This is a genomic window from Rathayibacter sp. VKM Ac-2879 (genome assembly GCF_015351245.1).
Classification (GTDB): Bacteria; Actinomycetota; Actinomycetes; order Actinomycetales; family Microbacteriaceae; genus Rathayibacter.
In genome coordinates this window covers 281,208-307,139 of the sequence record NZ_JADKSO010000002.1, presented here as the reverse complement: position 1 = coordinate 307,139, position 25,932 = coordinate 281,208, and the positions used below count along the sequence as shown (strand labels likewise).

Genomic DNA, 25,932 nt, shown 5'->3' with positions numbered 1-25,932 from the left:
GCTCTACACCTCGGTGAGTTCGTGTTCCTTGCGCTTGAGCGCCTCGTCGATCGCGTCGACGTGGTGCTTCGTCAGCGACTCCAGCTCCTTCTCGCCGCGAGCGACCTCGTCGTCGCCGAGCTCACCCTTCAACGCGTCGAGGTCGTCCTTCGCCTTCCGGCGAATGTTGCGGACAGCCACCTTCGCGTCCTCGGCCTTCGTGCGGACGATCTTCACGAACTCCTTGCGACGCTCGGCGGTGAGCTCGGGCAGGGTGACGCGGATGAGCGTGCCGTCGTTCGTGGGGTTGGCGCCGAGGTTGGGCATATCGCGGATCGCCTGCTCGATGTCGCGCAGCGAGCTCTTGTCGTAGGGCGTGACGAGGAGCGTGCGCGCCTCCTGGTTCTGCAGGGACGCGAGCTGGCTGAGCGGCGTCGGCGTGCCGTAGTAGCTCACCAGCACCTTCTGGAACATGGCGGGATTCGCGCGTCCGGTGCGGACCGTCGAGAAGTCTTCCTTGGCGACCTCGACGGCCTTGCCCATCTTGGTCTTCGCGTCGGCAAGTACATCCGAGATCACAGGGGGCTCCTTAAGAGACGTGGAGTGGTCAGTCTAGTTCGAGACGAGGGTGCCGAGATCGGCGCCCCGGATGGCCGCCGCGACGTTGCCGGCGGGCTCCATCCCGAACACCTGCATCGGCATGCCGTTGTCCATGCAGAGGCTGAAAGCGGTGGAGTCGACGACCTTGAGGCCACGCTGCAGCGCCTCCTGATAGGTGAGCGCGTCGAGCTTCTTGGCCTCGGGATGGGTGCGCGGGTCGGCGTCGTAGACACCGTCGACGCCGTTCTTGGCCACGAGCACGACATCGGCGTGCGTTTCGAGGGCGCGCTGCGCGGCGACCGTGTCGGTCGAGAAGAAGGGCAGGCCGGCGCCCGCGCCGAAGATGACGACGCGACCCTTCTCCATGTGGCGGATGGCGCGGCGGGGGATGTACGGCTCGGCGACCTGCGTCATCGCGATCGCCGACTGGACACGCGTCTCGGCTCCGGCCTGCTCGAGGAAGTCCTGCAGGGCGAGAGCGTTCATCACCGTGCCCAGCATGCCCATGTAGTCGGCTCGGCCCCGATCCATTCCGCGCTGCGAGAGCTCGGCGCCGCGGAAGAAGTTGCCCCCGCCGACGACGACAGAGATCTCGACCTCGGTCGCGGCATCGGCGATCTCGCGCGCGAGGGCGCTAATCACGTCGGGATTCACGCCGAGAGTCCCGGCCCCGAATGCCTCCCCCGACAGTTTCAGAAGCACCCTTCGGCGCTTGCCCGTCGTCATCGCATCCGTCTCCGTCATCGACGTTTCCTCCCGTAGACCCGTACAAACTTATCCCGCGCGGAGCATGCCCCGCGACCACGCGCGGCGTCCCGGACCGGGAGCCGAGACAGAGCGAAGGGAGCCCGGGTCGATGGAACGACCCGGACTCCCTTCGCGTGCTGTCAGGCGCCGACCTTGAAGCGGGCGAAGCCCGACACGGTCAGTCCGGCGTCGGCGAGAACCTTGCTGACGGACAACTTGTTGTCCTTCGCGTAGTCCTGGTCGAGCAGCGCGACCTGCTTGAAGTAGGCGTTGACGCGACCCTCGATGATCTTCGGCAGCGCGGCCTCCGGCTTGCCCTCGCCACGCGAGATCTCCTCGACGATGCGACGCTCGTTGTCGACCTCCGACTGCGGCACGTCCTCGCGCGAGAGGTAGGAGGGGTTCGCGAACGAGATGTGCTGCGCGACCGAGCGAGCCGTTTCCGCGTCCTCGCCTGCATAGCCGACGACCACGCCGACCTGCGGGGGCAGGTCCTTATTGGTCTTGTGCAGGTAGATGGCGAAGTGCTCGCCCGAGACGGAGGCGACGCGGCGCAGCTCGACCTTCTCGCCGAGGATCGCGGCCTCGTCGTTGATGAGGTCGGCGACGGTCTTGCCGTTGGCGGACGCGGCGAGCGCGTCCTCGACGGTGGTGGCGCCGGCGGCGACGACCGCGGCGAGCACGGCGTCGGCCAGAGCGATGAACTTGGTGCCCTTGGCGACGAAGTCGGTCTCGCACGCGAGCTCGATCATCGTGGCGACGCCACCGTTCTCGGCGGCGGCGACGAGGCCCTCGCTCGTGGAGCGGTCGGCGCGCTTCGCGTTGCCCTTGGCACCCTTGAGGCGGAGGATCTCGACCGCCTTGTCCAGGTCGCCGTCCGCTTCGACGAGCGCGTTCTTCGTGTCGACCATGCCGGTACCGAGCTGCTCACGCAGCGTCTTGACGTCAGCGAGGCTGAAATTTGCCATGGTTCTTCGAACTCCTCTTGGTTCTGAGACTCTGCGGTGCCGATCTCCGGGCCAGGAGGGATCCCAGTACACCGAGATGTCGGCTGTTGTGACTCGTGGTGAACGTGCACCGACCGAGCGGGGGCCGGACGTCCGCTGCTGCGGCGCATCCGACCCCCGTCACGGAACGGGGTATCAGACGGTGGCGGTCTCGTCGTTCGAGGCCTCGGCAGCCGGAACCTCGTCAGCGGTCTCGGCCTCGACGACGGCCTCATCGGCGGTCTCGGCCTCGGCGTCGGCGACCTTCTCGGTCTCCGCGCCGGCCTGCTCGTCCGACTCCTGGACGTCGGTGGCGGGGGTGCTCGTCGCGAGCAGCTCCTGCTCCCACTCAGCCAGCGGCTCGACGGCGGAGACGTTGCCCTCGGCCTCGGGCTTCTGGTGACGCTGGATGAGGCCCTCGGCCGCCGCGTCGGCGACGATGCGGGTGAGCAGGCTCACCGAGCGGATCGCGTCGTCGTTGCCCGGGATCGGGTACTGCACCTCGTCCGGGTCGCAGTTGGTGTCGAGGATGCCGATGACCGGGATGCCCAGCTTCTTCGCCTCGTCGATCGCGAGGTGCTCCTTCTTGGTGTCGACGACCCAGAGAGCCGACGGCGTCTTCGAGAGGTTGCGGATTCCACCGAGCGACTTGTGCAGCTTGTCGAGCTCGCGCTTCTTGATGAGGAGCTCCTTCTTCGTGAAGCCGCTCTTCGAGGTGTCGTCGAAGTCGAGCTCCTCGAGCTCCTTCATGCGCGCGAGGCGCTTGGAGACCGTCTGGAAGTTGGTCAGGAGGCCACCGAGCCAGCGCTGGTTGACGTAGGGCTGACCCACGCGGGTCGCCTGCTCCGAGATCGCGTTCTGCGCCTGCTTCTTCGTGCCGACGAAGAGGATCGTGCCGCCGTGGGCGACCGTCTCCTTGACGAAGTCGTAGGTCTTGTCGATGTAGGCCAGCGACTGCTGGAGGTCGATGATGTAGCTGCCGGAGCGCTCGGTCAGGATGAAGCGCTTCATCTTCGGGTTCCAGCGACGGGTCTGGTGCCCGAAGTGGACGCCGCTGTCGAGCAGCTGGCGCATGGTGACGACTGCCATGAGTCGTTCTCCTTCTCTCGGGGTCCGAGCGCACGACGGCGCCGAACTCCCGTTCGGTTGTCTGCGACGGCCGGTCGGCACGTCGCCCTGGCGCCCGGCTCGCTCCCACCTCGACCGCAGGAGCGGAGGAGGACCGTGGGGAGTGGAGGCCGAATGGGCGCGCGTAGTCACCCCGACGAGCGAGGTGCTCCGAGAATGCTAGCACCACGACGGCCGCCCTCCCCGCTCGTGCGGGAGGGCGGCCGTCGTGGTGCTGTCGTGTCGCCTACTTGCGCGCGGACTTCATCACGGTGCGGATGTGGAGCGTGTCCATCTCTTCGAGCGAGCGCCCCTTGGTCTCGGGCACGAACATGAAGACGAAGACGAACGAGATCGCCGCGAACGCCGCATACAGGCCGTACGCGAGGGTGAGGGAGACGTCCTGAGAGAGGATCGGGAACGTCACGGTGATGAGGAAGTTCGCGATCCACTGGGCGGACGCCGCGAGGCCGAGCGCCGCGGCGCGGATTCGGTTGGGGAAGATCTCGCCGAGCAGTACCCAGACCAGCGGCCCCCACGTCGCTCCGAAGAAGACGACGAAGGCGTTGGCAGAGACCAGCGCGATCGGCCCCCACGCACCCGGCAGCGACACCTGCTCGCCGCTGATCGTCGACTGGCTGAACGCGATGGCCATCAGCGCGAGCGTGATCGCCATACCGGCCGAGCCGACGAGCAGCAGCGGCTTCCGGCCGACCTTGTCGACGAGGAAGATCGCCACGAAGGTCACGACGACGTTGACGATCGAGGTGAAGACCGAGATCGCGAAGGAGTTGGACTCGTCGAAACCGACGGCGCTCCACAGCGACGTGGAGTAGTAGAAGATCACGTTGATGCCGACGAACTGCTGGAACACCGAGAGCAGAATGCCCACCCAGACCACCGGGAGCAGGCCGAGCGCCGGACCACGCAGACTCGAGCGCTTCGCGTTCTCGGCGTCCTCGTCGATCCTCTTCTGGATATCGGCGAGGGCCTCGTCGACCTCGTCGCGCGGGGTGACCGTCGCGAGCACCTTGCGGGCGTCGGCGGACCGGCCGCGCGTGGCGAGGTAGCGGGGCGACTCCGGCAGCGTGAGCGCGAGGAGGCCGTAGACGACCGCGGGCACGGCGCACGCGATGAACATCCACCGCCAGGCGGCGACGCCGAACCAGTACGGCTCGGAGGCGCCGTTCGCGCCGTTCGCAATGAGGGTGTCCGAGAGGAGGGCGGCGAAGATGCCGAGCGTGATCGCGAGCTGCTGCAGCGACGCGAGCGCGCCGCGGATCGCCTTCGGCGCGATCTCCGAGATGTAGGTCGGCGCGATGACCGAGGCGATGCCGATGCCGAGGCCGCCGACGACGCGCCACAGCACGAGGTCCCAGACCGCGAAGGCTGCTCCTGCGCCGATGGAGGAGATGAAGAAGAGACCGGCGCCCAGCAACATCACCTTGATGCGTCCCCACCGGTCGGCCAAGCGTCCTGCGACGTAGGCGCCGACGGCGCAGCCGAGCAGGGCGGAGGCGACGGCGAAGCCGATCAGCGCTGCCGACAGCTCGAACTCGCCCTGCACCGCCTCGACGGCGCCGTTCACCACCGAGGAGTCGAATCCGAAGAGGAAGCCGCCGACGGCCGCCGCGATGGCGAGGAAGATCACCTTCGCCCGTAGATTCGCCGCCGAGGGATTCGGGGTGGTGTCAGATCGTCCGCTGGTCATGGTCGTCTCCGATTCTCGCCGCCGGTGGGCGCGAGGATGCCGCGCCCGCTCCGGATCACAGGCACGTTACTCCGCCCTGCGAATGCGCCGGGACGGCTTGCGCTCGAGCGCGACAGCTGAAGCCCCCTCCACACGAGGTGATCCTGCTGTTTTCTCCCCCGATCAACACGCGGCCCGACCAGGACCGCATCGGGTACGGGAGGGTGACCGCATGCCACTGCTCTCCCTTCTCCGCCCGGGCGTATTCGCCCTGCTCGTCCCGTTCCTGCTCGGCGTGGCGGTTCCCGTCGCTCCGGCCGAGGCCCCTCCACGAAAGACGTCCGCGTCTGCGCCGTGGGTGTCCCCCGTCTCCGGATTCACGGTGCTCGCGCCCTGGGCGGCCCCCGCCCATCGCTATGCGGCGGGGCACCGCGGCATCGATCTCGCCTCGTCACCCGGCCTCAGCGTGGTGGCGCCCGCCCCGGGCACAGTGTCGTTCGCGGGAAGGGTCGCCGGTCGGGGGGTCGTCTCCCTCAGGCATCCCGACGGCCTGGTGTCGAGCCTGGAGCCGGTCGACGCGACGGTGACGGAGGGTCAGCTTGTCGTCGCCGGCGAGATCCTCGGCGTCGTGGGCTCCGGAGGCCACTGTGACGGACGATGCGTGCATCTCGGGGTGCGCGAACACGGCGACTACATCTCGCCTCTACGCTTCTTCGGAGGCATCCCGCGGGCCGTGCTGCTTCCCCTGGGCGCGGTCGCGTCACGCGCGCGGATGAGCGAGCCGATAGGCCTCCCGGATCCGCTCGGTCGAGACGTGCGTGTAGATCTGCGTGGTTCCCAGGCTGGCGTGTCCCAGCAGCTCCTGCACGGCCCGCAGATCGGCTCCTCCGTCGAGGAGGTGGGTCGCCGCCGTGTGGCGGAAGGTGTGCGGACCGGAGGGTCCGGAGCCCTCGCCCGCGCCGAGCAGCCGGGCCACGACTCCGTAGACCGTGCGCGGGGTGAGCCGACCGCCGCGCCGGCCGAGCAGGAGGGACCGGGCGCTGTCGGCCGTCGCGAGGGCGGGGCGGGCCTTCTCGAGGTAGGCGACGAGCGCCTCCTTCGCGGGCACGCCGAAAGGGACGACCCGTTGCTTCGACCCCTTTCCGGTGACGAGCACGGTGAGGCGGCTGAGATCGAGGTCGCCGAGGTCGACCGCGACGAGTTCGGAGACTCGGATGCCTGAGGCGTACAGCAGCTCGACGATGGCGAGGTCGCGCAGCGCCACGGGGTCGTCCTCCGCCCCGCGCGCCGCGACGACGTCGATGACCTGCTCCGTCTGGGGCCTCGTCAGCACACGAGGGAGGGTCCGCCCGGTCTTCGGCGTCTTGAGCCGGGCCGCGACGTCGGTCGCCAAGCGCTCGGTCCGATGCGCCCACGACGAGAACGATCGGACGGCGGCCGTGCGTCGCGCCAGGGTCGATCGTGCGATACCCGACTCCGACTCCTGCCACAGCCAGTCGCGCAAGAGCTCCAGATCGAGGTCGGAGGTCAACCGGCTCTCGCGGGCCTCGGCGAACGCGACGAGCCGCATCAGGTCGCCCCGGTAGCCCTTGGCCGTCGCGGACGCGAGGGAACGCTCGTCGAGCACATAGCAGAGGAACCCCTCGACCGAGGAGGCGAGCGTCTCCTCGGTCATGATCCGTCCGGCATCCGTGACCAGAGGTCGATGCGTCCCTGCTCGTCGAGCGCTTCGAGCTGTTCGATCAGCTCGGTGCCGAAGCGCGTGGCGATCGGTGCGGTCGAGGAGGGGACGAGAGCCGTCGCGACGGTCTCGGGATGGACATGGACGAGCGAGAAGCTCTGCGCCCCATCGATGCCCGCGAGCTCACGCTCCGGAGCGCCCAAGTCCATCGTGTAGCTGGTCGCACCGGCAACGAACACGGGGACGCCCCCGAAGGTGGCGGATGTGGGGTAGTGGAGGTGACCACCGAGGATCGCGCGTACGTCGGTGCCGCGGACCGCCTCCTCGAGGAAGTCCATGCCCCGCAGCTCGAGCACCGTCATGGCACCGAGCGGCGTCGGGAGTGGCGGGTGGTGCAGAGCGAGCACGGTGCCGAGAGGTGCCGGTCGCTCGAGCTCCGCGCGGAGGCGGCCCACCTGCTCCTCTCCGAGCTCGCCGTGGTGGAAGCCCGGTACCGCGCTGTCGAGCGCGACGAGGCGGAGTCCGCCGAGATCGACCACCTGGTAGACCGGCGCGTCGGACCCGCCGTCCTCGTCGAGGAGGACTCTGCGGAACGCCCGGCGTTCGTCGTGGTTGCCCATGACCCAGACGATCGGGCAGTCGAAGCGCTCGGCGACCGGATCGAGCGCTCTCCGCACCCTTCGATAGGCGTCTTCCTCGCCACGGTCGGCGATGTCGCCTGTCACGAGGATCGCGTCGACTCGGCCGCCCCGATGCAGGAGCCGCTCAAGCGCCTGCCGAAGCCGCGCGACCGTGTCGACGCTGCCGTAGAGCGGCGCGCCTCCCGCCAGGAGGTGCGTGTCGCTCACGTGAGCGATGACTCGCTCGGCCGGCCGGAACCTGCCGAGCTGGGGTCGAGCCGACCCTCCGGCCGCCATCGTGTCGTCCATGCCGCTCCCCTCGTGGGCTTGTTCCCAGAGTAGGCCGGACGACCGACACCGTCTGCTGACCGAGCGCGCTGCGAGCGAGCAGCGCACTCGGTCAAAGCCTCTCAGGTGATGGCAAGCGCAGCGATTGGCGACACTGTGGTCGCCCTGCGGGCCGGGATCACGGCCGAGACCCCGGTGATCACGACGGCGGCCAGCAGAACCTCCAGCAGGAGGGAGACGGGGATCACCGGCGGCACGAGACCGTGGCGCGCCCCCGGCAGGGAGCCGAACACGGCCTCCGCGCCGCACCAGCCGTAGCCGATGCCCAGAACGACTCCGACGAGCGCGGCGGCGAGGATCATCTGCGCCGCCTCGAGCAGCACCATCCACCGCACCTGGGCGCCCGTGAAACCGAGGGTGCGGAGGAGGCCGAGCTCCCGTCGGCGCTGCAGCACGCTTTGAGAGAGCGTGTTGACCATTCCGACCGCCGCGATGACGATCGAGAAGGAGACCAGGACGCTGAGGATCGCCATGCTGAAGGTGATGAACCCCTTCAGTTGTTCGAAGACTTCGGGGCGCTCGATTCCCGCCTCACCGACCATCGAGTCGAACATCGCCGCGAGGACGGCGAAGGTGGTCACGAGGGTCGTCCCGATCATCAGGCCGATCACGGATCGTGCGCTTCGAGCGGGGTTTCGGATCGCGTTCGCGGCGGCGAGACGAGCGACCGCTCCCCTCCCGAAGACCCGGCCGACGAGGGCGGTCAGCGGAGGCAGCAGGACAGGTGCCACGAGGATCAGACCGGTGAAGGAGACCATCCCGCCCAGGACACCCGGGAGCACGCCCTCGGGGGTCTTGTGACCCAGCACGACCCCGACGGCCAGCAGCGCAGCTCCGAGGAGGAGGAGAAGGATCGCCACGCTGGTACGACCGCGCCGGCGGCGGAGGTCGTCGTAGCGCGGTTCGGCCACGGAGCCAGTCGCCTGCGAGGGCGCCACGTTCAACACACCTCGGGAACCCGCCCAGGAGGCGACCACGGTCGAGAGGAGGACAGCGACGAACGGCAGGAGCAAGCCGGGCGAGGCCAGGGGGTAGTCGGCCGGTTCGATGAGGTGCGCCTGAACGGCGAGCTGGGCTCCCGCCGCAACCAACGCCGAGCCTGCGAGGAGGCCGAGGGCGGCTCCGACGATCCCCTGCGTGAAGCCCGTCCGCACGACGTCTTTCCGCAGGGACGATCCGGAGGCACCCAGCAGGCGCAACAGCGCGATCTCGGCGGTGCGCCCCGCAATCACCGTCGAGACGGTGTTCGCCGTGACGACACCGCCGACGTAGACCGCAATGGCGAAGAACGCGACGCCCGTGAACTGGAGCATTCCGGCGACGAGGGAGACGACGGGGTTCGTCGAGACCTCGACGGCGAGCTGCAGGACCGCCGTGACCTGCACGAGGACGGCGCCGAACATCGATGAGAGCGCGGCGACGGTGACGACGGCGCCGCCACCCTGGCGCGAGCCCGTCCGCACGCCGCTCATGCGACGTCCTCCATCGCGAGCATGGTGCGCGAGATCTGCTCGGAGCTCATGCCGCGGCGGTCGTCGACGAGTGCTCCGTCGCGGAGGAACAAGATTCGATCCGCGTAGGCCGCGGCGATGGGATCGTGGGTGACCATGGCGATCGACTGTCCGTACTCGCGGGTGGAGGCCCGGAGGAGTGTGAGCACCTCTCGACCGGTTCGGGAGTCGAGGTTGCCGGTGGGTTCGTCGGCGAAGATCAGCTCCGGGCGGGACGCGAGGGCGCGAGCGATGGCGACGCGCTGCTGCTGGCCGCCGGAGAGCTCGTAGGGCCGGTGCGTGAGGCGCTCGCGCAGGCCGAGCGAGTCGATGAGTCCGTCGATCCACTTCGCCTCCTCGGCGCTGATCTTGCGGCCGTCGAGCTCGAAGGGAAGGCGGATGTTGCCGCGCACATCCAGCGTCGGCACGAGGTTGAAGGCTTGGAACACGAAGCCGACCCTGCGGCGGCGCAGCACGGTCAGCTGAGCGTCGTCCATCGCGCTGATCTCGAGGTCGCCGAGGAACGCTCGGCCGGATGACACGGTGTCGAGCCCGGCGAGCACATGCATCAACGTCGATTTGCCGGAGCCGCTCGGACCCATGATCGCCGTGAATTCGCCGCGCTGGATCGACAGAGATACGTCATCGAGGGCGACGACGGCAGGCGTGCTGCCGTAGAGCTTGCGCACGTTCTCGACGCGCGCCACAACGGAAGAGGTTTTGTTCTGCATGTCCTCGACGCTACGAAGTCGGATCCGTCGCGCCCATCGCACGAAGGGGGTCCTCGGCTCATCCCCGCGGAGGACCCTGGGCGGGCCTGCATGCGGTCTGGTGGGGTCGAGGCGAGGATGGCCGCGCCTCGGCCTCTGCTCATGGCGGGCCTGCTGCCTTGGTCCAGGTGCCGTCGGCGTGGCGACTGACCGCTCCCTCGCCGAGGAGGCCGCCGAGGACGGCGAGGGCGTCGCGGACGGACAGCCCCGTCTGACGGGCGAGACCCTCGGTGTCATGCGCCGTCCGTCCGCGGAGCGCGTCGAGGACACGAGTCGCCGAGCCGCTCCCCTCGGAGGGAACAGCAGTGGGTACCTCGATGCCGGCGAGTTCGAGGACGTCTGCCACCGACGTCACGCAACTCGCCGCGTATTCACGGAAGAGGCGATGGCAGCCCGCGGACGACGCACTCGTCACGGGACCGGGGACGGCCCCGAGCGGGCGACCGAGGGCGGCCGCGTGCCCGGCGGTGTTCAGCGAGCCTGAGCGCGCGCCCGCCTCGACCACGACCGTCGCCCCGGTCGACGCCGCAATGAGACGGTTGCGCTGAAGGAACCGCCAGCGGGTGGGGGTGGTGCCCGGCGGCACCTCCGCTGCGACGGCGCAGCCGGGGGTGGCGATGAGACGCTGCAGCAGCTCGGAGTGAGCGGTCGGATACAGGCGGTCGGCTCCCCCGGCGAGGAAGGCGATCGTACGGCCGCCGGTACCGAGCGCGGCGCGGTGGGCGACGGCGTCGATGCCGAAAGCTCCTCCCGAGACCACCGAGAGGCCGCGGCCGGCGATGCCGGCAGAGAGCTCGGCGGCCACGTGTTCGCCATAGCCGGTCGCGGCACGTGCGCCGACGAGCGCGAGAAGGCGCGGCACGGCGAACGCGGTCGGATCGCCGCGGACCCACAGGAGCAGCGGCGCGTGCGAACCGAGATCGTCCAGGGACTCCAGCCAGCCCTCGGAGCCGGGCACGAGGAGTCGGACGTCGATCCGCTCGGCGATCTCTAGACGACGCAGCAGGAGCGGACGATCGAGGCGCGGACGCCAGCGTTCGAGTCCCGCAGCGAGGGCCGAGACCTCGGCGTCCGAGGGCGCAGGCTCAGCCGGATCAGCCGGCTCAGCCGGAGAGGCTTCCCCCGGTCGCAGAGCGGAGATCTCGGCGGCCGAGGCCGTCGACACGACCCGGGCGAACGCCTCCGCGGCACCGAGTCGCTCGATCAGGACCGCGGCGACCGAGTCCCCCGGTTCGGTGAGCGAGCTCCACGCGGCACGAGCGGCAGCCGCGACGGGATCGCCGGGCACCGTCATCAGACGATGGACAGCGCCTAGCTCGGCCTGGTCGAACAGGCGGGCGACGGGGATCATGACGCTCCTCCCCGCAAGACGAGTGCGCGTCCGAGATGGTCGGCGGTCGGCCGCTCAGCACCGTCGAGGTCGGCCAAGGTCCACCCGAGACGCAGTACGCGGTCGTAGCCGCGCATCGTCACCAGTCCTCGCTCGAGGGCACGATCAAGCGAGCGCGATTCGGACGGCGTCGGCCGGGTGTCGGGCGACCGCAGCCAGGTTCCGGCGACCTCGGAGTTCGTGGTCCACGGAGTCGCCGACAGCCGAGCCGCTGCTCGAGCGCGAGCCGCGGTCACCCTCGCTCGGGCCTGGGCGCTGGTCAGGCCTGGAGTATCACGGCGGGCGGCGAGCTGTGCTGCTCCGATCCGGCGTACCGTCAGGCGGATGTCGACCCGGTCGAGGAGCGGGCCACTGAGCCTCGCGAGGTAGCGACGGCGCAGGACCGGAGCGCACGTACACGTCTCGCCGGGAATGCCGAAGCGACCGCACGGGCACGGGTTGGCCGCGAGCACGAGCTGGACGCGCGCGGGGAACTCGGCGACCGCGTTCGCCCGATGGATGCGGATCACTCCGGATTCGAGCGGCTGACGCAGAGCGTCGAGTGCCACAGAGGAGAATTCTGGTGCCTCGTCGAGGAACAACACTCCGCGGGTGGCGCGCGCGACGGCACCGGGGCGGATGCGCCCGCTGCCGCCTCCCACGATCGCCGCAGGCGACGCCGAGTGATGCGGGCTCTCGAACGGCGGGCGCCGCACGAGAGCGCCACCGGTGGGCTCGCCCACGAGCGAGCGCATGCAGGTGGCCTCGAACGCGGCCTCGTCGTCGAGGTCGGGGAGGATCCCGGGCAGACGGGAGGCGAGCATCGTCTTGCCCGCGCCAGGCGGCCCCAGGAGGAAGACGTGGTGGCCGCCGGCCGCAGCGATGATCATCGCCTCCGCCGCCTCCTCGTTGCCCACCACGTCCGAGAAGTCGAGGTGGGGTGCCTGCGGGGAGCTGATGCTCGGCGCGGGAGGACGCTCGGACAGCACGGGCACCTCCCACTCGGCGCCGTGCCAGACGGCCGCGGCGGCGAGGCAGGACACCGCGATCACCTCCACGCCCTCGACGAGTTCGGCCTCGAGACGGTCCTCGGCGGGGACCATGACCCGACGACGCCCCTCCCGTGCGGCGGCGAGCACCGCCGGCAGCACGCCCGGCACCGAGCGGAGGCGACCGTCGAGTCCCAACTCGCCGACGTGCACGATCGACGCGACCGACTCCGCGTCGACCTCGCCGAGCGCAGCCAATGCGGCCATCCCGATCGCGAGATCGAAGGCGGAGCCGTGCTTCGGCATCGCGGCCGGCGACAGGTTCACCGTGATCTTGTATTCGGCGACGGCGCTTCCGGAGTTGATCGCGGCCGAGCGCACCCGCTCCTTCGCTTGCGAGAGCGCCGCGTCGGGGAGTCCGATGATCACCATGCCGGGCGTGCCGTCGGCGGAGTGCGCCTCGACTCCCACCACTGCTCCGGCGAAGCCGACGAGGCCCACGGCGGAGGTCCGTCCGAGACCCATCACGCCACCGCCCGATGGTGGCGGAGTTGCTCGGTGACGCCTCCCGGCGCGACGATGCCCACCGCGTCGATTCGGAGGTGCCGCGACCGTTCGCCGTGCTCGCGCGCCCAGGCGTAGGCGAGCCGCCGCAGCCGCTGCGCCTTGGCCCGCGTGATCGCCTCGACCGGCAGCCCGAAGCGCGTCGACGAGCGCGTCTTGACCTCGACCACGACGAGCGCGGCTCCCTCGCGGGCGACGATGTCGAGCTCGCCCTCGCGGACCCGCCAGTTGCGGTCGAGGATCTCGAATCCGTGCGCTCTCAGGTGCGCCGCCGCGATCTCCTCGCCACGTCGTCCCAGTTCGTCCTTGTCCATGAGACCTCCCGCAGGAAGGCTCCCGCGGCGGCGTGCCGCGTCGAGGCCGCGTCACGGAATCTGTGGACTACTCCGCGAGTCCGGAGCTGTGGAGGACGAAGGCCCGCTCGTCGAGAGTCGAGGTCCGTCGCTGCTGTAGCGACGCGCGCAACCTCTCGACTCAGCGCGCTACTCGTCGAGCGCGAGTTCCTTGGGCAGCTCGAACTCCTTGCGGGAGAGCTCCTCGACATTGACGTCCTTGAACGTGAGCACCCGGACCGACTTCACGAAGCGGTCGGAGCGGTAGACATCCCACACCCACACGTCGCGCATCGTCAGCTCGAAGTAGAAGTCGTGCTCGGTGTCTCGACGCACGAGATCGACCTCGTTGGCGAGGTAGAAGCGACGCTCGGTCTCGACGACGTACGAGAACTGCGAGACGACATCTCGGTACTCCCGGTACAGTGCCAGCTCGACCTCGCGGTCGTAGTCCTCGAATTCGTCGTCATCCATCGTCCGCCAATCCTACGCCGACGCGGGGGTCGCGGGCGCCGGAGGCGGCTCCACGTCGGGGGCGAGCGCTCGCGACAGCCACGTCACCCGGTGCAGCGGAGACGGCCCGACACGGTCGATCCCCGCCCAGTGTGCAGCGCTCCCGTAACCCTTGTTCCTGTCCCACGCATAGTCGGCGAAATCGTCGTGGTGCCGCACCATCTGGCCGTCCCGTCCCACCTTCGCCAGTACGGAGGCGGCCGAGACAGAGGCGCAGTCACGGTCGGCTTTCGTCCGGGTCACGATGGTCAGCTCTGCGGCCCACGAGCCCAGCGCCGGAGTGAGCCAGTCGTGCGAGCCGTCGAGGAGGACGACGGCGGTGGCGAGGTCGACGCCTTGATCGACCAGCCGTTCGATCCCCCGCGCGGCCGCTCGACCCAGCCCCGCGACGATACCGGTGTCGTCGATCTCGTCGGCCGACGACTCCCCGATCGCCCAGCCTGACACCCACTTCACGACGCCCGGCAGCAGGGCCTCCCGGCGGGCGGGGGCGAGCATCTTGGAGTCGCGGAGTCCCTCCGGGAAGCGCCCGCAGCGAGAGCGGATCGCCACCACGCCCACGGAGACCGGCCCCGCGATCGCACCGCGCCCGACCTCATCGCACCCGATGACGCTCTCGTACCCCTGGCGGAACAGGCGACGCTCGAAGGTCAGCGTCGGATCGGCGACGACCATCGGGGCACGTCCGTTCTCTCGAGGGGATGAGGGAGGCGCCTGCGTCGGGCGACGCCGCGCGTTCCCTTCGGCGTGGCGAAAGGTCGCCGGAAACAGGTCGAACCCCGGTCCATCAGGCGTGGACCGGGGTTCGGGAGTCGCTGGCGAGCCGATCAGGCGTCGCGCTTCTCCTTGATCTTGGCCTTCTTGCCGCGCAGGTTGCGGAGGTAGTAGAGCTTCGCGCGACGCACGTCACCGCGGGTGACGAGCTCGATGTGGTCGATGACCGGGGAGTGCACGGGGAAGGTGCGCTCGACGCCGACCTGGAAGCTCACCTTGCGGACCGTGAAGGTCTCGCGGACGCCCTCGCCGGAGCGACCGATGACGACGCCCTGGAAGACCTGGATGCGCGAGCGGGTGCCCTCGACGATGTTGACGTGAACCTTGACGGTGTCGCCCGCGCGGAAGTCGGGGACGTCGCTGCGGAGGGACGCCGCATCGACGGAATCGAGGATGTGCATGCTGTATCGCTCTCCGTGCCCGCCACAGGTCGAACACCGTTTGGTTGATGGAAGTCGGTTGGTGCGCCCGCGTCATCGCGGCTCCCCTGCGGCAGAGCCTGCGCGAGGCACAAGCGCTCATTCTGCCATGCGGCAGCGACCGCCGTCAAAGCGGGCCCGGGAGGAGCGCCACAGCCTCCCGCGGGGTCCTCGCGTCAGAGGACGATCGTCTGCCCGTCCTGCGGACGCTCCGGGTCGAAGCCGTCGCCCGCCACTCGATGCGGCGTGCCCTCGGCGCGCACGGCCGACGCCTCCGCGAAGGCGAGCAGGGTCGCCCGCGCGTCGCCGAAGAAACGCCAGACCGAGTGCCAGAAGGCGACCAGCCCGAGCACCACCGACAGCAGACCAATCGCCCACGCGCCCGGCGGGAAGAAACCGAAGACCACGAGGGAGGCGTGCCACGCGCCGAGCGCTGCCACGTCACCCCACGCGGGCGTGCGCGTCGGCCGCACGGTCACCCGGAATGCGACGATGCTCGCCACGACCACGAGGCAGACCGCCAGAATGGGAAGGGCGATCACGAGACCCAGCACGGTCCAGCCGCTTGATCCTCCGAAGAGGCCGTAGCCGAGGAGGATCCACAGGGGCAGCACGATCGCCGCAGGATACTGCCAAGAACCGAATGCCCGTCGCGTGCGCATGCACCGACCGTACCCACCACCGCTGAGCACGGCCTCAGCGGACCCCGAGAGGATCAGGATGATCGAGCTACGCACCCCCGCCGAGATCGAGGAGATGCGTCCCGCCGGCCGCTTCGTCGGCGAGGTCCTGACGGCCACCTCCGCCGCGGCCTCCGTCGGAGTCAACCTGCTCGAGCTCGACCGCCTCGCCCACGACATGATTCGAGCGGCCGGCGCCGAGTCGTGCTACATCGACTACCACCCCTCGTTCGGTGCGAGCCCGTTCGGCAAGGTGATCTGCACCTCCGTCAACGACGCGGTGCTGCACGGCCTGCCCTTCGACTACAGCCTGCGCGACGGCGACCTGCTGACCCTCGATTTCGCCGCCTCCATCGGCGGGTGGGTGGCCGATTCGGCGATCAGCGTCGTGGTCGGCACCCCGCGGCCCGACGACGTCGCCCTCATCGACACGACCACGCGAGCCCTGGAGGCGGGTATCGCCGCAGCACAGCCCGGCGGACGGATCGGCGACATCTCCGCGGCCATCGCGGCGGTCGCACGGGCCGACGGGCTCAGCATCAACACCGACTTCGGCGGCCACGGCGTCGGCCGCACGATGCACGGCGACCCACACATCGCGAACGACGGGCGAGCGGGCCGCGGCTACCCGCTGCGCCCCGGACTTGTCATCGCCATCGAGCCGTGGTTCTTGCAGAGCACCGACAAGATCTACACGGACAAGGACGGGTGGACGCTCCGCAGCCGCGACGGCTCGCGCGGAGCCCACATGGAGCACACCGTCGCGATCACCGAGACCGGCAACATCGTCCTCTCGGCGCGCGCCTGAGCAGACGGCTCACCCCCTGCCGTCGGCGTGCCCCGGTCGCTGCACCGCCTGACCTCGAATCACATGAATCAAGCTGGACTCCACTCGCTATCATTCAGATAGTATCCGGGATTCGGCAATGATATCGGGGGAGCTGAGCGCATACCCAACTCCCCCGATGTATATTTCTTTCCCGTCATTCTCTGGCGCTTATATCCTGCGTACGCGTGACGTGCCGAGGTGACAACGGATAAAATATGAAATAGATCTCCGAGATCGAAGAGTTAAGTTTTTCGCTCCTCAGACACCGAAGATAGCGCCCGCTGACATAGCCAGCGGGCCACTTCAGGGGCAGGTGGGCTCTACGGCATAGGTGTAAACATTCTGGCTGGCCGTGCCTCTATTAGCCTGATTGAAGTACCAGTAAGCGGAATCTGTGCCAGAGAGCACCTTGGTGTCCCACTGGTGCACGTCTCCGTTCGGAGCCAAGAAGATACGATCCCCGATCGCAGTCGAGTTCGAAGACACCGTATAAGTGGTGACCGTCCCGTCGTTGTCCCGACGATATCCTGTCGTACCCTTCACATATGTGACGATGCTGTATCCGGACGTACCACCAGCGAAGCGGTTGTATGTCCAGTAAGCACTGCTCGCGCCGGTCGCGACAACCGTGTTTCCGTGGTAGATATCACCGTTCGGAGCAAGGAAAGAGCTGTCGCCGATCGCCTTCGAGCCCGAAGGGACACTGGCATACGAACTCATATTACCGTCGCCGTCACGCCGGAAGGCAGAAGGCTTGCTGGTTCCCGAGACGACAGCGGAGGCGGACAGTGTCGTCGAGCTTGCGCTGAAGGCAGAGTCGCCGCCCTTCGCGGGAACCGTGATGTCCGGCAGGGTGATGAGCCCGTTCGAGTCGGTCGTGCCCGAGTAGGTGGTGGAGCCATCAGCGAAGGTGTAGCCGTCGGGGACGGCGAACAGGAGGCTCGGCGCAACCGCTCACGAGGTTCGTGTTGACGTAGCGGTCAGTTCGCCTTCGCGCGAGGCGTCCGCTCGCGACAGCGATCTGGAGAAGATCAAGCGGGCGCTATCGACCGACGTGGCGTCCGAGAACGGGGAACCGGATGCTACGCGGTATCGGGGAGGCGGATTCAGTCGACCACCGGGTCGCCCTGCAAGGAGAACCCGCCATCCGGTGGATGGCAGACCTCGGGTACGAGGTCACGAGCGATTCCCCACGGATGCGGGCGGGAGGCGACGTCATCCGAGGTGGCAGCTTCGCCGTCGCACGGCTGTGGCACGACGCCGCCTCCGTCACCCGTCGACCAGCGGGAGGGACCGCCGTCAGCCTGGTGGTCGAGGGCACGATCCGCGTGACCTGCGGAACCACGTCGATCGAGGTGGGGAAGGGCGAGGGCTTCGTCGACACCCTCGACAGCCCGACCGGGGTCGAGGTGGAGAACTCGGTCGGCTCGATCGAGCTGCGGGTAAACGCCTCCTTCGCTCAGCGTTACGGCGTCTCGCCGACGGAGGGAGTGCAGTGGCTGGGGCCGGACCTCGACTCGCTGCCCAAGCTCCTCACCCTCGCGAATGCGACGCTTGCCTCGCGGGGGGGGGCGCACCGTGACCTGGGCTTTCACCCGTGCCTCCCTCGAGAACCTGGTCGCGCCGGTCCTGATCGAGACGAACGAGCCGACGGCCGACTCGATCGCGGACCGCGCGCTCGCCGAGATCCGCCTCTCGTGCCGGGATCCGTCGTTCGACGTCGCCGCCCTCGCCGCCAGCCAGCGGATGACGACGCGATGGCTGCAGGCGGCATTCGCCGAACGGGGACTCACTCCCCGTCAGGCGATCCGCCTGGAGCGGACCCGCATCGCCCTCCAGCTCGTCGAGACCCATCGACCTCTCGCCATCGATGACGTCGCCCGACGAGCCGGCTTTCCCTCTTCACGGGCGCTGCGGGACGCCTTCAGGGCGCTCGGCGGGCCGGGGTCAGAAACCGACACAGCGCCTCGTCGATGACAAGGTCGTTCCAGGAACGCGGACCGGAGTCAGGCCCTCACCCCACGGGTCACGCCACGCCCTCCGCGGACGTCACCGCTCAGGCAGCAACTCGGGACGGACGCGGCGGGTGCGCTCGACGCTCTGCTCGTGGCGCCACGCGGCGATGGCTCCGTGATTGCCGCTCAGCAGCACGGGAGGCACGTCGAGGCCGCGCCACGACGCGGGCTTGGTATAGCTCGGGTACTCGAGCAGCCCGTCGGAATGGCTCTCCTCGACGAGGCTCGCCGGGTTGCCGACCACCCCGGGCACGAGGCGGCCGACGGCCTCGATCATCGCCATCGCCGCGACCTCTCCCCCGTTGAGCACGTAGTCGCCGAGGCTGATCATCCGCACCCGGGAACGTTGGGCGGCGTGGTCGATCACGCGCTGGTCGATGCCCTCGTAACGACCGCAGCCGAAGACGAGCGACGACTCCTCGGCGAGCTCGCGGGCGGTCGCCTGGGTGAACAGCTCGCCCGCGGGCGACGGGAAGACCACCACCGGGTCCTCGGCGCGCGCGAGGATCGCGTCGAGCGCCTCGCCCCACGGCTCGGGACGCATGACCATGCCGGCGCCGCCTCCGTAGGGCGTGTCGTCGACAGTGCGATGCCGGTCGTGGGTGAAGTCGCGCAGATCGTGCACGCCCAGCTCGATCACTCCGCTCCGGCGCGCGCGCCCGAGCAGGCTGATGTCGAGCACTCCGAAGAACTCGGGGAAGATCGTGACGATGTCGATCTTCACGACCGCGGCTCCTCCTCGGAGGCGGGAGTCGCAGCGGGATCCGCATCGGCGGGGCCGGGCGCCGCGTCGGCCTCGGCGGGCGTGCTGAGCGACGGGTCGGCGAGGTCGATGCCCGACAGGTCGATGGCGGCAGGCTCCTCCTCGGGCGCCTCCTCGAACAGGCCGATCGGAGGCGTCACCGTGACGACTCCCGCGACCGGGTCGATGGAGGGGACGATCGCCTTCACGAACGGCACCATCACCTCGCCCGCGGGCGTGGCGACGATGAGCAGGTCTTGCGCGGGGAAGTGGTCGACGCGGCGCACGGTGCCGACCTCGATACCGTCGCGGACGACCTTCATGCCGACCAGCTGGTAGTCGTACCAGGAGTCGTCCTCGCCGGGCTGGGTCTGCACCTCCTCGTCGATCCAGAGGATCGCCTTGAGGAGGGTCTCGGCCGCGCTACGGTCGGCGACGCCCTTGAAGAACGCGACCGGATGGCTGTTGTACCAGCGCAGCTCGACGAGCTCGAGCGTCTTCCCGTGCCACTCGGAGGTGCGGGGCACCTGCAACGTGAACGTGGAGCCGGGGGTGAAGCGCCTGTCGGGCTCGTCGGTGTAGAGCTCGAGCTTGATCGCGCCCTTGAGCCCGTGGGCCTTGGTGAGCCGGGCGACGCGGAGTTGCGTCGTGCCCGTGTCGGAGAGCGACACCTCTACTTGTCGGTGTCGACGACGTCGACCCGGACGCGGCGACCGTCGGCGAGGGCGGCGACCAGGGTGCGGACGGCCTTGGCGGTGCGACCGGAGCGTCCGATCACGCGACCGAGGTCCTCGGGGTGCACACGCACCTCGAGGACCTCGCCGCGCGGGGAGCTCGTCGCCACGACACGGACCTCGTCGGGGTTCTCAACGATCCCCTTGACGAGGTGTTCGACGGCGGGAGCGAGCATGGACTAGGCCTCGGGGGAGGTCTCGTCGGCGGCGGCCTCGGGCTCGGCGGCCTTGGCCGGAGCCTCGGTCTTCGGCTTGAGGACGGGCTTCTTCTTGGCGTCGATGACGAACGGAGCCTTGGGCTCCTTCACCTGGACGGTGCTGACGGCGTCGGCATCGCCCTGGAAGCGGCCCCAGTCACCGGTCAGCTTGAGGATCGCGGCAACCTGCTCGGTCGGCTGCGCGCCGACTCCGAGCCAGTACTGCGCGCGCTCCGAGTCGACCTGGATGAAGGAGGGCTGCTCGGTGGGGTGGTACTTGCCGATCTCCTCGATCACGCGACCATCGCGCTTGGTGCGCGAGTCGGCGACGACGATGCGGTAGTAGGGCGCGCGGATCTTGCCGAGGCGCTTGAGACGAATCTTGACAGCCACAATTCTCCTGTGTGGTCGTTGACCGAGTTCGGTCGAGGATGGATGAACATCGCCGTGAGCGTGGGGGCACACTCGGCGGAAGCTCGAGGGGGTTTCGTCGGCGGTGAGTAGAGGGTCGACCGCCTCGGACCCGACGGATCATTCTGCCAGAAAAAAGGCTGGTCTGCGGGCCGACTCCGCAGCGAGTCGTGCGCGCCTCCGCCCGCGAGCCCGGCCGTACACCTCACACCCGGCCGCTGCCTGCCCGCCGACTCCCTGAACGCCACTCCTGTGCCCCTCGGCCACCACCCCGGCAGCGAGTGGGAGGATTTGATATCGAGCGTCCCGATTCGGGGGACGCCGGACCCGACGGGGACGATGTCATGCAGATCAGCTTCGCCGCTTCCGAGCGGTCGACCCTCGGGATCGAGTGGGAGGTCGCCATCGTCGATCGGCAGACCGGTGACCTCGCCAACGTCGCCGATGTCGTCCTCGACGCGCTGCGCAACGACGACGGCACCCCGCATCCGCACATCACCGGAGAGCTTCTGCGCAACACCGTCGAACTCGTCTCGAGCGTGCACCACACCGTCGGCGACGCGGTGATCGACCTCCGAGACCAGCTGCGCCAGGTGCGCGAGATCACCGATCCGATGGGCCTGGACCTCGTGTGCGCGGGCACGCATCCGTTCGCTCAGTGGTACGACCAGACCATCACCGACAAGGAGCGTTACCACCGCCTCATCGACCGCACCCAATGGTGGGGACGCAACATGATGATCTGGGGCATCCACGTGCACGTCGGAATCGAGGACCGCGAGAAGGTGCTGCCGATCCTCAACTCCCTGCTCGACTACTACCCGCACCTCCAGGCGCTCTCGGCCTCGAGTCCGTTCTGGGGCGGAGTCGACACGGGTTACGCCTCCAACCGCGCGCTGATGTTCCAGCAGCTTCCGACCGCGGGGCTGCCGCCGCAGTTCGGCGCGTGGGCGAACTACGAGGAGTACGTCGACGACATGATGCGCACGGGAGTCATCGACGACCACACGGAAGTGCGCTGGGACATCCGCCCCTCCCCGCAGTGGGGGACGCTCGAGATGCGCGCATGCGACGGCCTCTCTTCGGCCGAGGAGATCGGAGCGGTGGCGGCGCTCATCCAGTGCCTCGTCGAGTACCTCTCCTCGCGGCTCGACGCCGGCGAGGACCTCCCGACCATGCAGCCCTGGTACGTGCGCGAGAACAAGTGGCGTGCGGCACGCTACGGACTGGACGCCGAGATCATCCTCGACGCCGCCGGCAACGAACGCCTCGTCACCGACGACCTCCGCGACCTGATGGTGACGCTCGCGCCGGTCGCCGAGCGTCTCGGCTGCAGCGCCCAGCTGGCCGACGTCGAGCTGATCCTCGTGGGCGGGGCCAGCTACCAGCGCCAGCTGCGCACCGCTGCGGCACACGACGGCGACCTCACGGCCGTCGTCCGGGCGCTCGCGGGAGAGCTGCGCGACGGGCTGAGGGACCCACGATGAGGGCGCGCAGACTTTACACCGCGCCGGCAGCGCTCGCGGTGGGCGCGCTCGCGCTCGCGGGGTGCGCCTCGCTCTCGGTCACGCAGCAGGTGCCGGGGCCCGCGGGCGAGCCGGCCACGGACTCCGCGACCGCGACTCCCCCAGACACTTGGATCAACGTGGCTGCGCTTCCCGCCGGCTCACGCGTCGCCGTCGTCGGCGACAGCATCGTGCGAGGCCTGAACGTCGAGCCGGAGCAAGCCTGGCCCGCTCTCGTCGGCAACGACTTCGGCTGGGACGTCACCAACCTCGGTTGCGACGGCGGCGGGTTCGTCGAGCCGGGCGACTGCGACGCGGCGATCGGCGACCGTGCCGCAGAGATCGCCGACACGCATCCCGACGCCATCGTGCTGATCGCCAGCAGCAACGATCTCGGCTGGCCGTCGGACACCGTCGACGAGGCGATCGCCCCGGCGGTCGACGCCATCGCCGCCGCCTCTCCCTCGGCCCGCCTCCTCTCGATCGACTCCGTGTGGGGTCCCGACCCGCGGCCGACAGACCTCAACGACTACGATGCGGCCCTCGCAACCGCCGTCACTGACGCCGGAGGCGTCGCGCTGCAGTACCCCGACCCCTTGGAGGCCGGTGACCTGCTCGGCGACGACGGCGTGCATCCGACAGTCGAGGGACAGGAGGCGCTGGCCGCCGCCTTCGAGCTCGCCGCCGAGAAGGTCGGACTCGCCGCGCCGGTGCAGACCGACCAACGCGCGACACACGCCCCAGACGGGACGGACGGAACCGACGGGACCGAGAACTCAGACGGGACGGACGGAACCGACGGGACCGAGAACTCGGACGGGACCGACGCGGTAGACGGAGCGGACGCCCCGAACTGAGAGCTGCCCCGACCGACCGAGGCGATCTCGGCCGGCGGAGGCGCGGTCAGCGCGGGGAGACGTTCTTCCCGTCACGCCACGAGAGCAGTTCGCGCACCGGCGCGAGATCGATGTCCGGCCCCGTGATCCCGAGTGTGAACAGGCGCGCACCGAGGTCGTGCTGCTGGTCGAGCACCTCGAAGGAGGCGTCCCCCACTCCCCCGCGCACGCTCGCTCCGGTCGAGATCTCGATCGCCGCCGGATCGCGTTCGACACGCGCGCACCAGTCGTTCAGCACGCCGAGCTTGCGCTCGAGCGTGGGGACGTCCGAGAAGCTGTGCCAGATGTCGGCGTGCTGCGCCACGATACGCAGGGTCTTCTTCTCGCCTCCGCCGCCGATCATCACGGGGATGTCGCGGGTGGGAGCCGGGTTGAGCCTGGTCCAGCGGCTCCGGATGCGCGGCATCGCCTCCGAGAGCTCGTCGAGGCGCGAGCCGGCCGTGCCGAACTCGTAGCCGTACTCCTGGTAGTCGCGCTCGAACCAGCCGGAGCCGATGCCGAAGATCAGGCGGCCCTCCGCACCCTTGGCGCTGATGTGGTCGACAGTGCGGGCCATGTCGGCGAGCAGGTCGGGGTTGCGGTAGCTGTTGCAGGTGACGAGCGGGCCGAACTCGATGCGACTGGTCTGCTCGGCCCAGGCGGCGAGCATGCTCCAGCCCTCGAAGTGCAGACCGTCGGGCTCGCCCGAGAGCGGGTAGAAGTGGTCCCAGTTGAAGGCGACATCGACGCCGAGGTCTTCGAGCTCGGTCAGGGTGTCACGGATGACCTCGTAGGGCACGTGCTGGGGAGCGATCTGAACGCCGATGCGGACGGGACGAGAGAGAACGGTTGTCATTCCCTCACGCTAGCGAGCGGAGTCGCCGGTGGGGACGGCCTGCGGGGATCCTCCAGCCGCGATGGAGCCTCGCGACCGCAGCTCTCAGGCGACGGGATCGCCGCCGGGCGCCTCGGGCGACGCCGGAGGCTCGTCGCTCGTCGAACGGGCGAGCTTCACGACGGTCGCGCCGGCCTCATCGAAGAGGCGGAGGCGTCCGCCGTCGATCGACGCCCGCGCCGCCTCCGCGAAGAACGCCGGCAGATCGACACCCGAACACCCGATCTCCGTGTGCCGGCCCGACTCGATCGACAGCTCGCCGCCCACGCCGATCGACCACTCGCCCTGAGCGCCGCTGCAGCCGTCGGAGCCCGTCCACGTGCCGTCCGCCGCGAGGAGGAGGAACGGGACGCCGGGCGAGGAGTACGAGAGGCCGGTCACCCAGCGGCCGACCAGCTCCTCGGGAGCGGGAGCCGACGCGGCGTCGATGCCGGAGCTTTCGGCGCACCCGCTCACGCCGAGGACGACGAGAAGCGCGACGGCCGCCGCGACGGTGCCGCGCCGCCTCCTCATCGCCCGAGGAGCTTCTGCAGCTGCTCGAGCTCTTCGGGCGTGGGCTGCGCGCCCTTGGCGGCGCCGCCTCCGAGACCGAAGCCCGAACCGCCCGCGTCGGAGGCGCGGGGTGACGTCAGTGCCGCGTTCTCGGCGGCGCGCTTGGCCGGGTTGCCCGACTTCGAGCTCTTCTTCTTCTGCGGCTTGGGCCGACCGTTGTAGCCGGCGCCGGGCACCGGGCCCATGCCGGGCACGTTCGGGACGCCTCCCTTGGCCACGGTCTTCATCATCTTGGCGGCCTGCTCGAAACGCTGAACCAGCTGATTGACGTCGGTGACCGTCATGCCCGAGCCGCGGGCGATGCGCAGTCGACGCGAGCCGTTGAGCAGCTTGGGGTTCTGCCGCTCGGCCTTCGTCATCGACTGGATGATCGCCTCGGTGCGGACGATCTCGCGCTCGTCGAACTGGTCGAGCTGCTCGCGCATGCCCTTCGCGCCGGGCAGCATGCCGATCATCTTCTTGAGAGAGCCCATGTTGCGCAGCTGCTGCATCTGCCCGAGGAAGTCGTCGAGCGTGAACGAGTCGCTCATGATCTTCTCGGCGACCTTGCGCGCCTCGTCCTCGTCGAACGCGGCCTGCGCCTGCTCGATGAGGGTCAGCACATCGCCGAGGTCGAGGATCCGACTCGCCATGCGGTCGGGGTGGAACTGCTCGAAGTCGTCGAGCGACTCGCCGGTGGAGGCGAAGAGGATCGGGCGGCCGGTGAGCGACGCGACCGAGAGCGCAGCGCCTCCGCGGGCGTCGCCGTCGAGCTTCGAGAGCACGACGCCCGTGAAGTCGACGCCCTCCTGGAACGCCTTCGCCGTCGCGACCGCGTCCTGGCCGATCATCGCGTCGATGACGAAGAGCACCTCGTCGGGGTCCGTGACGCGGCGGATGTCGGCGGCCTGCTTCATCATGTCGGCATCGACGCCCAAGCGTCCAGCCGTGTCGATGATGACGGTGTCGTACTGCTTGTCGGTGGCGAAGCGGATCGCGTCCCGCGCGACCGCGACCGGGTCGCCGACTCCATTGCCGGGCTCGGGCGCGTACACCGCGACTCCAGCCTGCTCGCCGACGACCTGGAGCTGCTGCACCGCGTTGGGGCGCTGGAGGTCGGCCGCGACCAGGAGCGGCGTGTGGCCGTCCTTGCCCAGGTACTTGCCGAGCTTGCCGGCGAGGGTCGTCTTTCCGGCGCCCTGGAGGCCGGCGAGCATGATGACCGTCGGCGGGCGCTTGGCGAACTCGAGGCGGCGCGTCTGCCCGCCGAGGATACCGACCAGCTCCTCGTTGACGATCTGGACGACCTGCTGCGCCGGGTTGAGGGCCTTGTTGACCTCATCGCCGAGGGCACGGTCGCGCACCTTGCCGGTGAACTCCTTCACGACCTCGAGCGCGACGTCGGCGTCGAGGAGCGCGCGTCGGATCTCGCGGACGGTGCCGTCGACGTCCGAGGCCGAGAGCTTGCCCTTCGTGCGGAGGTTCTTGAAGGTCTCGACGAGTCGATCGGAGAGCGTGCCGAAAGTAGCCATGATGCGGG

General features: G+C 69.3%; 28 protein-coding genes and 1 pseudogene. 6 read left to right on the top strand and 23 right to left on the bottom strand.

Annotation, left to right across the window (positions count from 1 at the left end):
• Positions 1-3: 3 nt before the first annotated feature.
• The 5 genes from frr to ITJ45_RS06430 form a co-directional block, all read right to left on the bottom strand.
• On the bottom strand, positions 4-558 hold the full coding sequence (frr, locus tag ITJ45_RS06450) for a ribosome recycling factor (RefSeq protein WP_194608456.1): 555 nt from the start codon (positions 556-558) through the stop codon (positions 4-6).
• Positions 559-591: 33 nt separating this feature from the next.
• Complete coding sequence (pyrH, locus tag ITJ45_RS06445; protein WP_416365287.1) at positions 592-1,305, bottom strand: UMP kinase; 714 nt, start codon at positions 1,303-1,305, stop codon at positions 592-594.
• A gap of 161 nt (positions 1,306-1,466) precedes the next feature.
• The gene (gene tsf / locus ITJ45_RS06440) at positions 1,467-2,294 is read right to left on the bottom strand and encodes a translation elongation factor Ts (RefSeq protein WP_194608459.1); all 828 of its coding nucleotides are present in this window, start codon (positions 2,292-2,294) and stop codon (positions 1,467-1,469) included.
• A 174-nt stretch (positions 2,295-2,468) separates the two neighbouring features.
• Positions 2,469-3,401, bottom strand: coding sequence for a 30S ribosomal protein S2 (gene rpsB, locus ITJ45_RS06435; RefSeq protein WP_194608461.1), 933 nt, complete (start codon positions 3,399-3,401; stop codon positions 2,469-2,471).
• A gap of 265 nt (positions 3,402-3,666) precedes the next feature.
• Positions 3,667-5,130, bottom strand: coding sequence for a sugar porter family MFS transporter (locus tag ITJ45_RS06430; RefSeq protein WP_194608463.1), 1,464 nt, complete (start codon positions 5,128-5,130; stop codon positions 3,667-3,669).
• On the opposite strand from ITJ45_RS06430, the pseudogene ITJ45_RS14315 reads away from it, so the two are divergent.
• Positions 5,054-5,800, top strand: a pseudogene (locus ITJ45_RS14315) (M23 family metallopeptidase); the annotation flags it as partial. The gene ITJ45_RS06430 and the pseudogene ITJ45_RS14315 overlap by 77 nt on opposite strands.
• 69 nt (positions 5,801-5,869) lie before the next feature.
• Here the strand turns inward: ITJ45_RS14315 and ITJ45_RS06420 are convergent.
• From ITJ45_RS06420 to ITJ45_RS06370, 11 genes are all read right to left on the bottom strand, one after another.
• Positions 5,870-6,784 (bottom strand): tyrosine recombinase XerC, encoded by a 915-nt coding sequence (locus ITJ45_RS06420; RefSeq protein ID WP_194608466.1) that lies wholly within the window; start codon positions 6,782-6,784, stop codon positions 5,870-5,872.
• Entirely contained in the window at positions 6,781-7,719 is a 939-nt protein-coding gene (locus ITJ45_RS06415) for a phosphodiesterase (RefSeq protein WP_228493616.1), read from the bottom strand. The genes ITJ45_RS06420 and ITJ45_RS06415 overlap by 4 nt, the downstream gene beginning before the upstream one ends.
• A 101-nt stretch (positions 7,720-7,820) precedes the next feature.
• Positions 7,821-9,230 (bottom strand): ABC transporter permease, encoded by a 1,410-nt coding sequence (locus ITJ45_RS06410; protein ID WP_194608468.1) that lies wholly within the window; start codon positions 9,228-9,230, stop codon positions 7,821-7,823.
• Complete coding sequence (locus ITJ45_RS06405) at positions 9,227-9,979, bottom strand: ABC transporter ATP-binding protein (RefSeq protein ID WP_194608470.1); 753 nt, start codon at positions 9,977-9,979, stop codon at positions 9,227-9,229. Before ITJ45_RS06405 ends, ITJ45_RS06410 begins: the two co-directional genes overlap by 4 nt.
• A gap of 139 nt (positions 9,980-10,118) precedes the next feature.
• Complete coding sequence (gene dprA / locus ITJ45_RS06400; RefSeq protein ID WP_194608472.1) at positions 10,119-11,369, bottom strand: DNA-processing protein DprA; 1,251 nt, start codon at positions 11,367-11,369, stop codon at positions 10,119-10,121.
• Positions 11,366-12,901, bottom strand: coding sequence for a YifB family Mg chelatase-like AAA ATPase (locus tag ITJ45_RS06395; protein WP_194608474.1), 1,536 nt, complete (start codon positions 12,899-12,901; stop codon positions 11,366-11,368). The genes dprA and ITJ45_RS06395 overlap by 4 nt, the downstream gene beginning before the upstream one ends.
• Complete coding sequence (locus ITJ45_RS06390) at positions 12,901-13,254, bottom strand: YraN family protein (RefSeq protein WP_194608476.1); 354 nt, start codon at positions 13,252-13,254, stop codon at positions 12,901-12,903. The genes ITJ45_RS06395 and ITJ45_RS06390 overlap by 1 nt, the downstream gene beginning before the upstream one ends.
• A 168-nt stretch (positions 13,255-13,422) precedes the next feature.
• Positions 13,423-13,746 (bottom strand): DUF2469 domain-containing protein, encoded by a 324-nt coding sequence (locus ITJ45_RS06385; RefSeq protein ID WP_194608479.1) that lies wholly within the window; start codon positions 13,744-13,746, stop codon positions 13,423-13,425.
• Positions 13,747-13,758: 12 nt separating this feature from the next.
• Complete coding sequence (locus ITJ45_RS06380; RefSeq protein WP_194608481.1) at positions 13,759-14,460, bottom strand: ribonuclease HII; 702 nt, start codon at positions 14,458-14,460, stop codon at positions 13,759-13,761.
• A 152-nt stretch (positions 14,461-14,612) separates the two neighbouring features.
• The gene (gene rplS, locus ITJ45_RS06375; protein WP_194608483.1) at positions 14,613-14,960 is read right to left on the bottom strand and encodes a 50S ribosomal protein L19; all 348 of its coding nucleotides are present in this window, start codon (positions 14,958-14,960) and stop codon (positions 14,613-14,615) included.
• 194 nt (positions 14,961-15,154) lie between these two features.
• A complete protein-coding gene (locus ITJ45_RS06370) occupies positions 15,155-15,640 on the bottom strand; it encodes a hypothetical protein (RefSeq protein WP_194608485.1) in 486 nt (161 codons plus the stop codon).
• Positions 15,641-15,698: 58 nt separating this feature from the next.
• Between ITJ45_RS06370 and map the strand changes: the two genes are divergently transcribed.
• The 3 genes from map (at position 15,699) to ITJ45_RS06360 (ending at position 18,464) form a co-directional block, all read left to right on the top strand.
• Positions 15,699-16,466: a type I methionyl aminopeptidase gene (map, locus tag ITJ45_RS06365; protein ID WP_194608487.1), complete on the top strand. Its 768-nt coding sequence runs from the start codon at positions 15,699-15,701 to the stop codon at positions 16,464-16,466.
• A gap of 775 nt (positions 16,467-17,241) precedes the next feature.
• Positions 17,242-17,376, top strand: coding sequence for a hypothetical protein (locus ITJ45_RS14190; RefSeq protein ID WP_267238147.1), 135 nt, complete (start codon positions 17,242-17,244; stop codon positions 17,374-17,376).
• A 689-nt stretch (positions 17,377-18,065) separates the two neighbouring features.
• On the top strand, positions 18,066-18,464 hold the full coding sequence (locus tag ITJ45_RS06360) for a helix-turn-helix domain-containing protein (RefSeq protein WP_194608489.1): 399 nt from the start codon (positions 18,066-18,068) through the stop codon (positions 18,462-18,464).
• 72 nt (positions 18,465-18,536) lie between these two features.
• Here the strand turns inward: ITJ45_RS06360 and trmD are convergent, their stop codons facing one another.
• From trmD to rpsP, 4 genes are read right to left on the bottom strand one after another with little or no spacing between them, the layout of a single operon-like run.
• Positions 18,537-19,226: a tRNA (guanosine(37)-N1)-methyltransferase TrmD gene (gene trmD / locus ITJ45_RS06355; RefSeq protein ID WP_194608491.1), complete on the bottom strand. Its 690-nt coding sequence runs from the start codon at positions 19,224-19,226 to the stop codon at positions 18,537-18,539.
• A complete protein-coding gene (gene rimM, locus ITJ45_RS06350) occupies positions 19,223-19,915 on the bottom strand; it encodes a ribosome maturation factor RimM (protein WP_194608493.1) in 693 nt (230 codons plus the stop codon). The genes trmD and rimM overlap by 4 nt, the downstream gene beginning before the upstream one ends.
• 2 nt (positions 19,916-19,917) lie before the next feature.
• Positions 19,918-20,154 carry an RNA-binding protein gene (locus tag ITJ45_RS06345; RefSeq protein ID WP_055792605.1) on the bottom strand — a complete coding sequence of 79 codons (237 nt, stop codon included), beginning with the start codon at positions 20,152-20,154 and terminating at the stop codon, positions 19,918-19,920.
• Positions 20,155-20,157: 3 nt separating this feature from the next.
• On the bottom strand, positions 20,158-20,568 hold the full coding sequence (gene rpsP, locus ITJ45_RS06340) for a 30S ribosomal protein S16 (RefSeq protein ID WP_194608495.1): 411 nt from the start codon (positions 20,566-20,568) through the stop codon (positions 20,158-20,160).
• A gap of 362 nt (positions 20,569-20,930) precedes the next feature.
• Here rpsP and ITJ45_RS06335 point away from each other — a divergent pair, with 362 nt between their 5' ends.
• Both ITJ45_RS06335 and ITJ45_RS06330 read left to right on the top strand, forming a co-directional pair.
• On the top strand, positions 20,931-22,073 hold the full coding sequence (locus ITJ45_RS06335; RefSeq protein ID WP_194608497.1) for a glutamate--cysteine ligase: 1,143 nt from the start codon (positions 20,931-20,933) through the stop codon (positions 22,071-22,073).
• Complete coding sequence (locus ITJ45_RS06330; RefSeq protein WP_194608500.1) at positions 22,070-22,948, top strand: SGNH/GDSL hydrolase family protein; 879 nt, start codon at positions 22,070-22,072, stop codon at positions 22,946-22,948. Before ITJ45_RS06335 ends, ITJ45_RS06330 begins: the two co-directional genes overlap by 4 nt.
• 46 nt (positions 22,949-22,994) lie before the next feature.
• Here the strand turns inward: ITJ45_RS06330 and ITJ45_RS06325 are convergent, their stop codons facing one another.
• The 3 genes from ITJ45_RS06325 to ffh form a co-directional block, all read right to left on the bottom strand.
• Positions 22,995-23,822 (bottom strand): LLM class F420-dependent oxidoreductase, encoded by an 828-nt coding sequence (locus ITJ45_RS06325; RefSeq protein ID WP_194608503.1) that lies wholly within the window; start codon positions 23,820-23,822, stop codon positions 22,995-22,997.
• A gap of 84 nt (positions 23,823-23,906) precedes the next feature.
• The gene (locus tag ITJ45_RS06320; RefSeq protein WP_194608505.1) at positions 23,907-24,374 is read right to left on the bottom strand and encodes an META domain-containing protein; all 468 of its coding nucleotides are present in this window, start codon (positions 24,372-24,374) and stop codon (positions 23,907-23,909) included.
• On the bottom strand, positions 24,371-25,924 hold the full coding sequence (gene ffh, locus ITJ45_RS06315; protein ID WP_194608507.1) for a signal recognition particle protein: 1,554 nt from the start codon (positions 25,922-25,924) through the stop codon (positions 24,371-24,373). The genes ITJ45_RS06320 and ffh overlap by 4 nt, the downstream gene beginning before the upstream one ends.
• Positions 25,925-25,932 lie beyond the last annotated feature (8 nt).